A 13,420-nucleotide genomic window follows, 5' to 3' on the forward strand; every position below is an offset into this window, starting at 1 on the left:
CGTTTCCTCATCAGCTTGTTTCTATGCCCTGGGCTTATCAATAACCCTTTGGCTTGTGAGGCCGATCCTATGGGGTTAGATTGAATAACTCAAATTCATATTTTTTATGCTTTGGATAACCAACTGGAATACAAACATGGATCTGGCCAACCTCAATGCTTTTATCGCGATTGCCGAGTCCGGGAGCTTCTCCGGCGCCGGTGAGCGCCTGCACCTGACGCAACCAGCGATCAGCAAACGCATCGCCGGGCTGGAGCAGCAATTGAATGTGCGGCTGTTCGATCGGCTGGGTCGTGAAGTAGGCCTGACCGAGGCCGGCCGGGCCCTGCTGCCAAGGGCCTATCAGATTCTCAACGTGCTCGATGACACGCGCCGCGCCCTGACCAACCTGACCGGCGAAGTGACCGGTCGTCTGACCCTGGCCACCAGTCACCACATCGGCCTGCACCGTTTGCCGCCCTTATTAAGGGAGTACACCCGCCGTTACCCACAGGTGGCGCTGGATATTCAGTTCCTCGATTCGGAAGTGGCCTACGAGGAAATTCTCCATGGCCGCGCAGAACTGGCAGTCATCACCCTGGCGCCGGAGCCACACACACTGGTCAAGGCCACGCCGGTCTGGGATGACCCGCTGGATTTCGTGGTCGCCCCGGAACACTCGTTGATCAGCAACGGCGCCGTCACATTGGCGGACATTGCCGGCCATCCGGCGGTTTTCCCCGGCGGCAACACCTTTACTCACCATATTGTCCAGCGTCTGTTCGAGGCCCAAGGCCTTACACCGAACATCGCCATGAGCACTAACTATCTGGAAACCATCAAAATGATGGTATCGATCGGCCTGGCCTGGAGCGTTTTGCCGCGCACCATGCTCGATGAACAGGTGGCACGCATACCTTTGCCGGGCATACAGCTCAGTCGCCAGCTAGGCTATATCCTGCACACCGAACGGACACTGTCGAATGCTGCACGGGCGTTTATGGCCCTGCTGGACGCTCAAATCGATCTGCCAGGGACTCTCGGCTAACTTGTGCTACTCCTATAGAGCTGTCGTCCCTGTGCCTAATGCCCAAATCAGCTCAAGGCCCGTTAACAATGCCGAAATCTGTTGACCGTATTCCGCCGATGCCGCGTATTCAGGCCATTGATCCACGGCGTTCCGAACAGAGCTGGGAGAGCGCGCCGCAATTGCTCGCGGCGCTTAATGGCGCCCGCCTCGGCGCCTGGTATTGGGATATCGAGCGCGGGCAGATCAGTTGGTCGCGCGGCACCCAGGCCTTGTTCGGCTTCGATCCGCGACAACCGCTGCCAGAAGACCTGGAATACCTCGACCTGTTGCCACCGGAAGACCGGGCGAAAACCATTCGCGCCTTCCACGCGGTCATCGCCGGTGCGCCACTGGAACAGGCGATGCACCACCGCATCCGCTGGCCCGACGGCAGCCTGCACTGGCTGGAGATCAATGGCAGCCTGCTGCCGGACAAGCATGGCCGGCCCCGAATGATCGGGGTGATCCGTGAAATCACCCACCAGCGGCAACGGGAACAGGCGCTCACCAGTTCGGAGAAACGTTTCGCCACGCTGTTTCACCTGTGTCCGAACATGGTGCTGCTGACCCGCCAGGAAGATGGCCTGATCAGCGAGGCCAACCAGTATTTCGAAAGCCTGTTCGGCTGGCCGGTGCAGAGCGCCATCGGTCGTACCACCCTGGAATTGGGCCTGTGGGTGCATCCCGAGCAACGGGCGGAGCTGGTCAAGAAGACCAAGGCCAAGGGCGAACTGATCAGCATGGAGGTGCAGTTCCGCGCCAGTAACGGCCAGGTCCACGACGGTATTCTCAGCGCGCAAAAGGTCGAACTCGAAGGCCAGCCGTATCTGTTGAGCACGTTTCTCGACACCACCGAACGCAAAGCCGCCGAGCACGCCCTCAAGGACAGCCAGGAACGCCTCGATCTGGCGCTGGACTCTGCACAGCTCGGCACCTGGGACTGGCACATTCCCAGCGGCATGCTCTACGGCTCGGCCCGGGCCGCGCAATTGCACGGACTGGAGCCGATTCCGTTTCACGAATCCTTTGACGAATTCTTCGAAGGCGTGCCCGGCGAGGAGCGCGACAGCATGCGCGATGCCTACCGTAGCTTGCGCGAAGGCCCGGCGGGCAATTATCAGCTGACTTATCGTGTACAACTGCCGGACGGCAGCTCGCGCTATCTGGAAAGCCGCGCCCGCCTCTATCGCGACGAAAACGGCGCGCCGCTGCGCATGGCGGGCACCCTGCTGGACATCACCGACCAGGTCGAACGCGAACAACGGCTGGTGGCTTCCGAAGAGAAATTCGCCACGCTGTTCCAGGTCAGCCCCGACCCGATCTGCGTGACCCGTCAGGAAACCGGGGAGTTCATCGAGATCAATTCCAGTTTCAGCCAGACCTTCGGCTGGAGCGCCGCCGACGTCATCGGCCATACCGCCGAAGAAATCGGCCTGTGGGACGCCTCGGCAAAAAGCCTGCAACGCATCGAAAGGGTGATCCGCGAACAAGGGCTGAGCAATGTCGCGATCATCGTCCAGCACAAGGACGGCCAGTCGCTGACCTGCGTGATTTCCAGCCGTCAGATCAGCGTCGGCAACCAGCCCTGTATCGTCACCACGCTGCGCGACATCACCCAGCAACAGCGCTCGGAAGCAGCGCTCAAGGCCAGTGAAGAGAAATTCGCCAAGGCGTTCCACTCCAGCCCCGACGCCATCACCATCACCGAACGCGATACCGGGCGTTATCTGGAGGTCAATGACGGTTACTGTCGCCTGACCGGCTATCGCGCCGACGAAGTGGTGGGCAAAACCGTGTATCAGGTCGGTATCTGGGCCGAGGAAAAGCAGCGCTCGGGGCTGCTCGCCGAACTGCAGATCAAGGGCCGCGTGCACCATCAGGAAATGCTCGGGCGCAACAAGCGCGGGGAATTGCTGACGGTGGAGGTCTCGGTCGAACCGATCACCCTCAACGAAACCGCCTGTCTGCTGATGACCGCCCGGGACGTCAGCCTGCTGAAGAACGCCGAAGCGCAAATCCGTCATCTGGCCTATCACGACCCGCTGACCAACCTGCCCAACCGCGCGTTACTGATGGATCGTCTGAGCCAGCAGATTGCCCTGCTCAAACGCCACAACCTGCGCGGCGCGCTGCTGTTTCTCGACCTCGATCACTTCAAGCACATCAACGACTCGCTCGGCCACCCGGTCGGCGACACGGTGCTGAAAATCATCACCGCACGCCTCGAAGCCAGCGTGCGCATGGAAGACACCGTGGCGCGGCTCGGTGGCGATGAATTCGTGGTGTTGCTCAGCGGTCTGGAAGGCACGCGCAACGAGGTCAGCGCCCAGGTGCGGGAGTTGGCCGACACCATTCGCGAATTGCTGTCGGAGCCGATGTTCCTCGACGGCCAGCGCCTGCAAGTGACGCCGAGCATCGGCGTGGCGCTGATTCCCGATCACGGCTCGACCCCGACCGACCTGCTCAAACGCGCGGATATCGCGCTGTACCGGGCCAAGGATTCCGGGCGCAACACCACGCAGATGTATCACAACACCATGCAGAAAGCGGCCAGCGAACGGCTGCGCATGGAGACCGACCTGCGCCTGGCGCTGTCCCGTGGCGAATTCAACGTGCATTTCCAGCCGCAAGTGGACGCCCGGGACAACCGCATCATCGGCGCCGAAGCGCTGGTGCGCTGGAATCATCCGGAACTCGGTGCGCAATCGCCGACCGAGTTCATCAAGGTCCTGGAAGACAGCGGGCTGATTCTTGAGGTCGGCACCTGGATCCTCGATGAGGCCTGCGAGGCCTTCAAACAATTGATCGCCGACGGCTTGATCGATCCGCTGGCCTTCAGCCTGTGCGTGAACATCAGTCCCCGACAGTTCCGCCAGAACGACTTCGTCGAGCGCATCGAACACAGCATGACCAGCCATGGCCTGCCCTGCTCACTGCTGAAACTGGAAATCACCGAAGGCATCGTCATCCAGAACCTGGAAGACACCATCAGCAAGATGCGCCGCCTGAAAAAATTAGGCGTGAGCTTCGCCATGGACGATTTCGGCACCGGTTATTCATCGCTGACTTACCTCAAGCGCCTGCCGGTGGACACCTTGAAGATCGATCAGTCCTTCATCCGCGATGCCACCAGCGACCCCAACGACGCCGAGATCATCCGCGCCATCGTCGCCATGGCCCGCAGCCTGGAACTGGAAGTGATCGCCGAAGGCGTGGAAACCCCAGAGCAGCTGGAATTCCTGCAAGGGCTGGGCTGTCATTTGTATCAGGGCTATCTGCACAGTCGGCCGGTGGCGCTGGAGGTGTTGAAAGGGTTGCTGGTTTGACCGCAGGCATCGACGCCAGGCCAGTAATTGCCAGGGTTGGCGGCAACCTGTAGGGTCGCGTTTTTTTGCGCCGTTTCGAGATCGATCATGCAGGATGCAACCCTCCCCCGCCCGGCCCTGCTGGGCATTGACCTTGGTACCACCAACAGTTTGATCGCCGTCTGGCAGGACGGTCAGGCCCGATTGATCCCCAACGCCCTCGGCGACGTGCTCACACCTTCGGTGGTCAGCCTCGATGAAGACGACACCATTCTGGTCGGCAAAGCCGCTCGCGCACGACTGACTACCCACCCGGAGCGCACAGCGGCGGCGTTCAAGCGCTTCATGGGCAGTGAAAAACGTCTCGAACTTGGCGGGCGCTCATTCAGCCCCGAAGAGCTCTCGGCGCTGGTGATCGGTTCGCTCAAACAGGATGCCGAGGCTTTTCTCGGTCACCCGGTGCAGGAAGCGGTGATTTCGGTGCCCGCCTATTTCAGCGACGAACAGCGCAAACGCACCTTGTTCGCCGCAGAACTGGCGGGCCTGAAAGTTTCCCGACTGATCAACGAGCCGACCGCCGCGGCCATGGCCTACGGTCTGCACGAACAGAAGTTCGAACGCACGCTGATCTTCGATCTGGGCGGCGGGACCTTCGATGTCACGGTGCTGGAATATGCGTTGCCGCTGATCGAGGTGCATGCGTCCACCGGTGACAACTTTCTGGGTGGAGAAGACTTTACTGCCGCCTTGCTGCAGGCCTGCCTCAGCGACTGGCAGCTGACGCCCGCCATGATCGACGCGCAAGGCATGGCCAGTCTTGGCGATGCGCTGGAACAACTCAAATGCAAGCTCGGCGAAGGCACTCAGCAATTGAGCTGGCGGCATGCCGACAGAACGTTCGAATGGTCGCTGGATGAAAGCGGCGCCATAAAGATCTGGGAACCCCTCCTGGCCCGTTTGCGCGCACCGATCGAGCAAGCCCTGCGCGATGCCCGCCTGAAACCACGTGACCTCGATAGCCTGGTCTTGGTGGGCGGCGCTACACGGATGCCGGCGGTGCAGCAAATGGTGGCCACGCTGTTCGGACGTCTGCCGTATCGACACCTCGACCCAGACACGATTGTCGCACTGGGCGCGGCGACGCAAGCGGCGTGCAAGGCGCGCGATGGTGCGGTTGAGGAACTGATCCTGACCGACGTCTGCCCCTACACCCTGGGAATTTCGACCAACCGTGGTGAAGGTATCAGCGGTGCTTTTTCACCGATCATCGAGCGCAATACGGTTATCCCGACATCGCGCGTACAGCGCTACTCCACAACGTTTGCACAACAAACCGAGATCCGCATTGCGGTTTATCAGGGTGAGCGTCCATGGGTGCGCGACAACATCTTCATTGATTCCTTTGATGTGAAGTTCAAGCCCAGCGAACACATTCAGAGCCTGGATGTACGCTTCAGTTACGATATCAATGGCCTGCTGGAAGTGGACGTCACGCTGCTCGACAGTGGCGAGCGCCACAGCCACAGCATCGATCGCAGCCCGACCGGGCTCGACGAACAGGCTCGGCAAGACAGTCGTGAACGGCTTTCTACCCTTAAAGTCCATCCTCGCGATTCGCTGCCCAACCGCACACTGCTGGCACGCCTTGAGCGCGCCTGGATGCAGAGCCTCGGCAATGAACGCGAACGCATTGCCGACTGGATGGACACCTTTAACGCCGTACTCGGAGGCCAGCAACCCAGGGAGATTGCCAGCCATCGATCACAGCTTGAGAAGGGGCTCGATGAACTGCGTCTCTAACCGTTGAGCCGACGCAGCGTAGCCTGCAAGCCGCCTGGCAGCATGTCTTCTCCTGCGCTGTCCAGCGGCACACCATAACGGTTGGGCAGCTTGTCACCGGGAAACGCAAACAGCATCAACGGCAGAAACGGCAGCACCGGCGACAGGCAGAGCAGGATCAACAACGTCGGGATGCCCCGCCCCATGTCATGCAAACGTCGCAGCATGGCCCCAAGCAAAAACACACCGCCCAGCAACAACACAGCAATCCCGGACATCGGCGTGCCGCTGAGCAAAGCCGCCAGCGGTGTCACCAATACCGAGCCGAGCACCTGCCAAAAGAACGGCCCGCGCGCCAGACGAGTATTCAGGCGCCAGAAGGCCACGGGCGATGCCGGACGACTGTCGGCCCGGGCCAGCAGCAAGCGCTCCGACCACGACAACAATGCACTGAACGCCAGGCGCAGACCGACCCCATGGTCCGGGCTGTCCTTGGCGCGCTGCATGCGCAGCAAAATCTTCTGTCGCGGCACCCCGGCGCTGCCGTAGCGCACCAAACCTTTGAGCACATCGAGGGCCAGGTAAAAGGTCTCGCTGTGGATACCTTCGTACTCCGTCAACGCCTGTGTTGGCGGGTGCGTCGGTTCTCCCTTGATCAGACTGTGACGGAAGCCGTCGAACCAGTCCTGAGAGTTGATAATCTCGGTTGTCCTATCGAGCAAATAGCGGCGCTGCTGAGCATCCATCAATGGATCGTGATACAGCACACCCGTCAGCAGCATTCGTCCGAGCACGTCATCACTGAACGCACTCAGGTCACTGTGCACACAGTCATACAAGCGGTCATTGCTCAGCAATCGCGCACTGTCGAGTGCTTGCTGGACGCCCATCAATTGCCGAGCCAGTACGGCATGCACCGGGTCTTCGACCTGCAACCAGCCAAGCAAACCGTTGATATCTCCCTGTTCGCGATAAAGACGTCGCAACAGCGGCTGCAACCGGCTGACGGGATGGGCCGAATCGAACGGCAGCTGCTCCAGCGTCAGCTCTCCCGTCAAGCTCAGCCAGCGCTCTGGTTCGCTGAGCAATGCCAACAGATACAGCGTGCTGGCGTGCCATTGCCACACTGCACCTCCCGAGCCGACAGGTGGCAATGCCACGCCTCGATCACTCAATTGGGTCAGCACGCTCAGCACCGCCAGCTCGCCGGCCGCGTGCGTGTCGCCCAGGGAGAACGCCTGCTCGATCCGCTCCAGCGCTACCGGGCTGTAAGCTCGCAATCGCCGCAACCATGCAAGGCATACCTTGTGACTGCTGCCTTTCTCCAACGCTTCGGGCAGGCGGGCCAGCTGTGAGCCTTCATCGATAAACGCGCCCATCGTCAGCGGGATCGGCCCATGACTCAACCAGCGCAAATGCTGTCGGGCTTGAGACCGGAACCCGCTCAGGACCAGCTCTTCAAGCGCATCGATGGCCGGAGGCTGATCGGCCAACTGTTGTAACAGCTGCACATCGCCTCGATGCAGGGCCCAGGCGTGTCGATACAGTTGCTGAAGTCGAACGTCGTCGTGCGCACCCAACAGCAACGCGAGCAAAGGCAATTCGTCGTCGGTCATCCGCCAATTCAAAAACGCCTTGGCCAGGCCCTGAGTCTGGTCCGGGCCAATGCCCATCCAGCGAGCCAGGGTTTCCGGCCGGCGCGACGGGCTGCCGTAGGACTGAGTGGCATCCCCCAGATCAAAGGCCCAATCGCGAAAATCACCGAGACGGTCGAAGGCCTGAATCAACAAGGGAAGAAAATCCGGCTGACGCCTGGCGCACAAGGCCAACAACTCGCTCTCGGCCTTCGGGTGCCGGTGTTCCTGCCAAAGTTGCACCCAGCACGCGAATGCCTCGTCATCCAGCCCCAGCAGGCTGTTCTGACAAGCCAGCAGGTACAGCGAATCCACGTCATTCGGCGTTTCACGCTGCAACTCGACGCAGAACTGCCGCAGCCCCTCGCCTCCAATGCCAGCCTGAGTGAATTGCACGACCAGACGCTTGATCGACGCCGCGTGATCCGGCAATGGCAGGCAGGTATGCCGACTGACAAAGCGGTCGAATTCCTGCAGCGAGCGCTGATTGAAGATCATATCCAGAGTGTGCAAATACCACAGGCTTTCGGTCTGAGCAGCGGCGGACCAATGCCCCATCGATGCCATATCGAACGGGTCGGGCTTATCGATCTGATCGAGAAATTCTTCCGCCTGCCGAGCCTGGTCAAAGCCCAGGGTCATCAACTGATGTTCCCAGCCCATGTAGCCGACGAGTACGCTGGCGCAACGGTGCGACAACAGATCGGCGTTGAACAGCTGGCCAAACAATGCCCAGCGCAGATCATCGAGCACGCCGAGCGGCAGTTGATCCAGGGTTTTGACAAAGCTCTGCCAGGCCTGCGGATCAAAACGCCGCGCCGGGTCGTTCAACAGATTGTCAAAGTCGGCAAGGGCCTGAGGCACCTCCGGATCAGCGGCTTCAGACACCTCAAGTGCGTCTTCGCGAGCGAAGCGAATCGCACTTTCATATGCCTGACGCAATGCCTGAAATCCTTCAGGGTCGGATTCCGGATGATGTTCCGGCAGTCGCGCGCGGTAGGCATCTCGAATCAGCGATTCATCGTCGGTGGGTTCGATACCCAAACGTATCCAGCAACTCATGACCAGTCGAACTCCTCAAGAGATACCGGACGCTGGGGCAAGTCGAGCTCCAGATGCCAAGGCAGGTTGTCCAGAAAAACCGGCATGTTCTGCGCAAGCCCACGGGCCACTTGCACGCTGTTCGATTGCTCGCCCTGTCGATCCAGCTCGAAAGCAAAGGTGTCATCACCTTCGCTTTCACACCCCCAGAACCCGCGACCGAAAAGGAACCCGTTGAAGTACGATTTCCAGCTGCTGTAGTGATACTGGGCCCTGACCGCCAACCGCCCGTGCAACCAGGCACTTTCAGTCAGATCAATCCACTGGTTGCGCACCGCGCAGCGCAGCAGAAACCCCATGCGACCATAGTCCCAGGCCAGAATACCGCCAGGCCCGCAGTCACCAAACGTACGACTGGCGAAATCGTGCAGAACGCGCTCACGCGGCTCGAGGGTTTCCATCAATGCCTGCCATTCGCCGGGCAGGCAACGCTGCCAGGCCAGATAGGCACCATTGAGATGTCTGGCATGACCGTTGTCGGTCATGCGCTTGAACATGCTCAATAGTTGCGGGCGATCATTGATTCCCCAACTGCATTGCAAATCGATGAACTGCGGATCGGCGTAAAACGCTGGCTCGTCGTATTCGGCGCGAGGATTGAGCGCCACCATCGGCGCAGAGAGGGCGCACAGCCAACGCTGTTGAATATCGTCCATGAAAAAAGGCTCCAGGCCGACCGATAAGAAGGGGGGTCGGCAAAACTGCGGCGGATTGTAGAGAAACCGTCGCTGGCGGCAAAGTCGAACCGCAGTTTTCCTGCGCCCACAAAAAAGGCCCCGACGTATCGGGGCCTTCATTCAGCGGCTCATCGCCCGTTCAGACGACTTGTTTCTGCAAGTGAATCAGTGTTGCAGAGCCGGCTTCTGCGTCCCGTTGATCGGGATGCGTTTGGCTTTCGCTTCTTCCGGGATCACACGCAACAGATCGATGCTCAGCAGGCCGTTGCTCAGGCCGGCGGCCTTGATCTCGATGTGATCGGCCAGACGGAAGGACAGCTTGAAGGCACGCTGGGCGATGCCCTGGTGCAGGAAGGTGACGCCTTCGTTCGCGTCACGCTTGCCGCCACTGATGGTCAGCACGCCCTTCTCGACTTGCAGTTCCAGGTCTTCTTCCTGGAAACCGGCCGCCGCCACGACGATGCGGTATTGATCGTCACCGTGTTTTTCGACGTTGTAAGGCGGATAGGTGCTGCCTGGCTCGTTACGCAGGGCGGTTTCGAACAGGTCGTTGAAACGGTCGAAACCAACCGAGGAACGGAACAGTGGTGCGAGGGAAAATGCAGTACTCATGGTTCAAATCTCCTGAAAACAATCAGCAAGTTTTTTTATCTCCGCGACCCGAATTCGGCATCGCGTAACCCTTAGATAGGGACCTGCGTTTTGTTTTCAAGAGAACATTTGAAGATTTTTTCAGGCCGCCTCGGCAACCGGCAAACCCAGCAAACGCGAGACGTGGTCCGGCTCGGTTTCACGCCGCAGCACGGTGAACAGCTCGGCGGCCTCGGGATAATTGCGGGTCAGCATTGCCAGCCATTGCTTCAGGCGGCCCGGCGATTGGCGCGCAGTCATCTGCGCTTTGGCTTGCAGCCAGAAGTCCTGGATCAGCGGCATCAGCTCGGCCCAGGTCATCTCGACGACCTCCTCGCCGGCACGGGCGGCAGCGATCTGACGGGCCAGATCCGGACGCGACACCAGGCCGCGACCGAGCATGATGTCCTCGACGCCGCTGATCTCCCGGCAGCGACGCCAGTCTTCAACGCTCCAGATATCACCGTTGGCGAACACCGGCACCTTGACCACGTCCTGCACCCGGGGAATCCACTCCCAATGGGCCGGCGGCTTGTAGCCGTCCATCTTGGTCCGGGCGTGAACCACGATGTGCTCGGCGCCGCCCTCGGCCAGCGCCGTGGCACACACCAGCGAGCCGTCCGGGCTGTCGAAACCGAGGCGCATCTTGGCGGTGACTGGAATGTGTGCCGGTACGGCACGCCGCACGTGCTCGACGATCTGGTTGAGCAGCTCCGGCTCCTTGAGCAGCACGGCGCCGCCACGGGACTTGTTGACGGTTTTGGCCGGGCAGCCGAAGTTCAGGTCGATCACTTCAGAGCCCAGTTCGCAGGCCAATGCTGCGTTTTCCGCCAGGCATACCGGGTCGGAACCCAGCAATTGCACACGCAGTGGCACACCGGAAGCCGTGCGGGCACCGTTGAGCAGTTCAGGGCCGAACTTGTGGAAATAGGCCGGAGTCAGCAACTGATCGTTGACCCGGATGAACTCGGTCACGCACCAGTCAATACCGCCGACACGGGTCAGGACATCGCGCAGGATGTCGTCGACCAACCCTTCCATCGGCGCCAGAGCAATTTGCATGGGAAACACACACTCAAGGAAAAACGTGCGGCAGTTTACTGGGTTTCGCGGGTTAAACCCATGTCCGCTGTCTGGATGGCCGGGCCGTAGCCTTCGATGAACTCGGCGGGCATGCGCTTGGGCCTGCCGGTGGACAGCTCGATGCAGACGAAGGTGGTCTGGGCACGCAGCAGCGTGGTGTTGTCGCTGGGACGAATCAGCTGGAAGTGACGGGTCATTTTCAGGCGCTGATCCCAATCGACGATCCAGGTCGCCAATTGCAGCTCATCACCTTCGTAAGCGGCCGCCAGATAATCGATCTCGTGCCGCACCACCGCCATCGCCCGATCCAGACGACGATACTCGACCAGATCCAGGCCCAGCCGCTGCGAGTGGCGCCAGGCGCAGCGTTCGAGCCAGGAGACGTACACCGCGTTGTTCGCGTGCCCCAGCCCGTCGATGTCCTCGGCGCCCACTTGCAGATCAATGGTAAACGGCGTTGCCCGATCCCAGCCCATGCCCTACTCCCGGTCAAATGATTCAACCGGGGCAGTGTAACGGATGACTACGCCGATTGCCGCGCCTGAAGGCTGCGACCGGCCAGCAGTGATAACACGCCATCAATCACCCGAGGGTCGGCCAGTACCCGCTGGTGGCCGCCGGATTCCAGGCGCAGCAGTCGGCTGTCGAACCAGGATTCGTGGATCAGTTGGGACTCTTTGACCGAGACGAAGGTGTCGTCTTCGGCGTGCACGATCAGGCCTGGCATATCCAACTGATAGTGGGCGACATCCAGGGTCGCAGCGCGCATGCCGACGTCTTGTTCGACTTGGCGGATGAAGGCAGAACGAGCTCTCGGCGGCATTCCGACGTAACGGGCAAATCCGCGCAACACGCCCAGAATGCGAGCCGGAGCGGCAATGCTGACCAGGGTTTCAGTGCGCAGCCCCAGTTGCACCGCAAGCATGGCACTGGCGCCGCCCATGGAGTGACCGATGACGGCTTGCAGCGGAGGCAATTCAGCAGCGGCTTCGAGCATGGCGCGGGCAAACAATACGACGTTGGCTTCGCGTCCAGGTGAGCGACCGTGGGCCGGGCCATCGAGAGCGACGACGGTGTAACCGGACTCGACCAGCGCGGTAATCAGCGCGGCAAACTGAGTTGGCCGCCCTTCCCAGCCGTGCATCAACAGAACCGTCGGACCTTGCCCCCAGCGCAGCGCGGAGAGGCCGAAACGCAACGTGATCCGCTCGGATTTCGCCAGCAGCGGCAATTCCCAATCCCGTGGCGCATTGGCGCGAGGGGTCATGAATGCCAGCCGCATTTTGCTTGCCACCAGTTTCGGAGCAAACCAGCCCAAGGTGCCATTGACGCCGCGAACCCACTTCAACGTGCTCATCGCTCTCTCCTCAGGCTCGTTGCCTTCAGGTCAACGCACCGCCGATTTGGCAGCGCGCAGCAATCGATCGGATAAATCACCAGGCCCCAACGCCCTTGAGAGCGCCAGACCACCTACCATCAAGGCCACGTCGGCCAACGCTTTATCGATGTCTTCAGGGCTTGAAGCCAACTGCGCGATCATCAGCTCCAGGTGCTCGTTCAACGCCATGCGGAACTCTTCCGGAAGCCGCCCCAGCTCACCGATGGACGCCGGGATCGGGCAGGCCGAATCGCTGGAATCACGATGCTTGCGCGACAGGTAGAAGGCAGCCACCAGGGCGCGGCGCTCTTCGCCGGTCAATTCAGAGTCCATGTCGGCAATCAGGTCTCGGCGGCGCCCCAGCAACTGTTTGAACGCCTCAAGCATCATTGCGTCCTTGCTTTCGAAGTGCGCATAGAAGCCACCGACAGTCAGGCCGGCGGCGCCCATCACTTCACCCACGCTCGGCTCGGCCGGGCCACGCTGGATAAGTGCGGCGCTGGCAGCCTTGAGGATGCGTTCGCGGGTTTGAGCTTTTTTGTCGTTCATCGTTGCCTCCGAATATTACGATTAGAATATTATTCTCATAATAATATTCTGCAAGTCGAAAATATGACCGCTGGTCTGAAGCACAGTGTAAGGAAAAAGGAAATTTGGCCAAACGCCAGACAAACAAAAGGGCCATTCAATAATTGAATGACCCTTATAAATCCCGCAGAGCGGGTAATCGTGGCGTCCCCTAGGGGACTCGAACCCCTGTTACCGCCGTGAAAGGGCGGTGTCCT

General features: G+C 60.4%; 10 protein-coding genes. 3 read left to right on the plus strand and 7 right to left on the minus strand.

Annotated features, from left to right (window positions below):
• Window positions 1-136: 136 nt before the first annotated feature.
• The 3 genes from ACW9HX_RS17025 to ACW9HX_RS17035 all read left to right on the plus strand — a co-directional run bounded on the left by ACW9HX_RS17025 (window position 137) and on the right by ACW9HX_RS17035 (window position 6,153).
• Window positions 137-1,027 (plus strand): LysR family transcriptional regulator, encoded by an 891-nt coding sequence (locus tag ACW9HX_RS17025; RefSeq protein ID WP_457381482.1) that lies wholly within the window; start codon window positions 137-139, stop codon window positions 1,025-1,027.
• A gap of 68 nt (window positions 1,028-1,095) precedes the next feature.
• Window positions 1,096-4,374, plus strand: coding sequence for a PAS domain S-box protein (locus tag ACW9HX_RS17030; RefSeq protein ID WP_457381483.1), 3,279 nt, complete (start codon window positions 1,096-1,098; stop codon window positions 4,372-4,374).
• Window positions 4,375-4,461: 87 nt separating this feature from the next.
• Window positions 4,462-6,153 (plus strand): Hsp70 family protein, encoded by a 1,692-nt coding sequence (locus ACW9HX_RS17035; RefSeq protein ID WP_457381484.1) that lies wholly within the window; start codon window positions 4,462-4,464, stop codon window positions 6,151-6,153.
• On the opposite strand, the gene ACW9HX_RS17040 is transcribed toward ACW9HX_RS17035, so the two are convergent.
• The 7 genes from ACW9HX_RS17040 to ACW9HX_RS17070 form a co-directional block, all read right to left on the minus strand.
• A complete protein-coding gene (locus tag ACW9HX_RS17040; protein WP_457381485.1) occupies window positions 6,150-8,828 on the minus strand; it encodes a DUF805 domain-containing protein in 2,679 nt (892 codons plus the stop codon). The genes ACW9HX_RS17035 and ACW9HX_RS17040 overlap by 4 nt on opposite strands.
• Window positions 8,825-9,523, minus strand: coding sequence for a DUF1266 domain-containing protein (locus ACW9HX_RS17045; RefSeq protein ID WP_457381486.1), 699 nt, complete (start codon window positions 9,521-9,523; stop codon window positions 8,825-8,827). Before ACW9HX_RS17045 ends, ACW9HX_RS17040 begins: the two co-directional genes overlap by 4 nt.
• 186 nt (window positions 9,524-9,709) lie before the next feature.
• The gene (locus tag ACW9HX_RS17050) at window positions 9,710-10,156 is read right to left on the minus strand and encodes an Hsp20 family protein (protein WP_007922004.1); all 447 of its coding nucleotides are present in this window, start codon (window positions 10,154-10,156) and stop codon (window positions 9,710-9,712) included.
• 120 nt (window positions 10,157-10,276) lie between these two features.
• Window positions 10,277-11,236: a tRNA dihydrouridine synthase gene (locus ACW9HX_RS17055; RefSeq protein ID WP_110719703.1), complete on the minus strand. Its 960-nt coding sequence runs from the start codon at window positions 11,234-11,236 to the stop codon at window positions 10,277-10,279.
• A 35-nt stretch (window positions 11,237-11,271) separates the two neighbouring features.
• Entirely contained in the window at window positions 11,272-11,733 is a 462-nt protein-coding gene (locus ACW9HX_RS17060) for an acyl-CoA thioesterase (protein WP_085732471.1), read from the minus strand.
• A 47-nt stretch (window positions 11,734-11,780) separates the two neighbouring features.
• Window positions 11,781-12,614 carry an alpha/beta fold hydrolase gene (locus tag ACW9HX_RS17065; RefSeq protein ID WP_457381487.1) on the minus strand — a complete coding sequence of 278 codons (834 nt, stop codon included), beginning with the start codon at window positions 12,612-12,614 and terminating at the stop codon, window positions 11,781-11,783.
• Between the two features lie 30 nt (window positions 12,615-12,644).
• Window positions 12,645-13,184, minus strand: a complete 540-nt coding sequence (locus ACW9HX_RS17070) for a TetR/AcrR family transcriptional regulator (protein WP_457381488.1) — start codon at window positions 13,182-13,184, stop codon at window positions 12,645-12,647.
• Between the last annotated feature and the right edge of the window lie 236 nt (window positions 13,185-13,420).

Source organism: Pseudomonas sp. SDO52101_S400 (assembly GCF_054071635.1).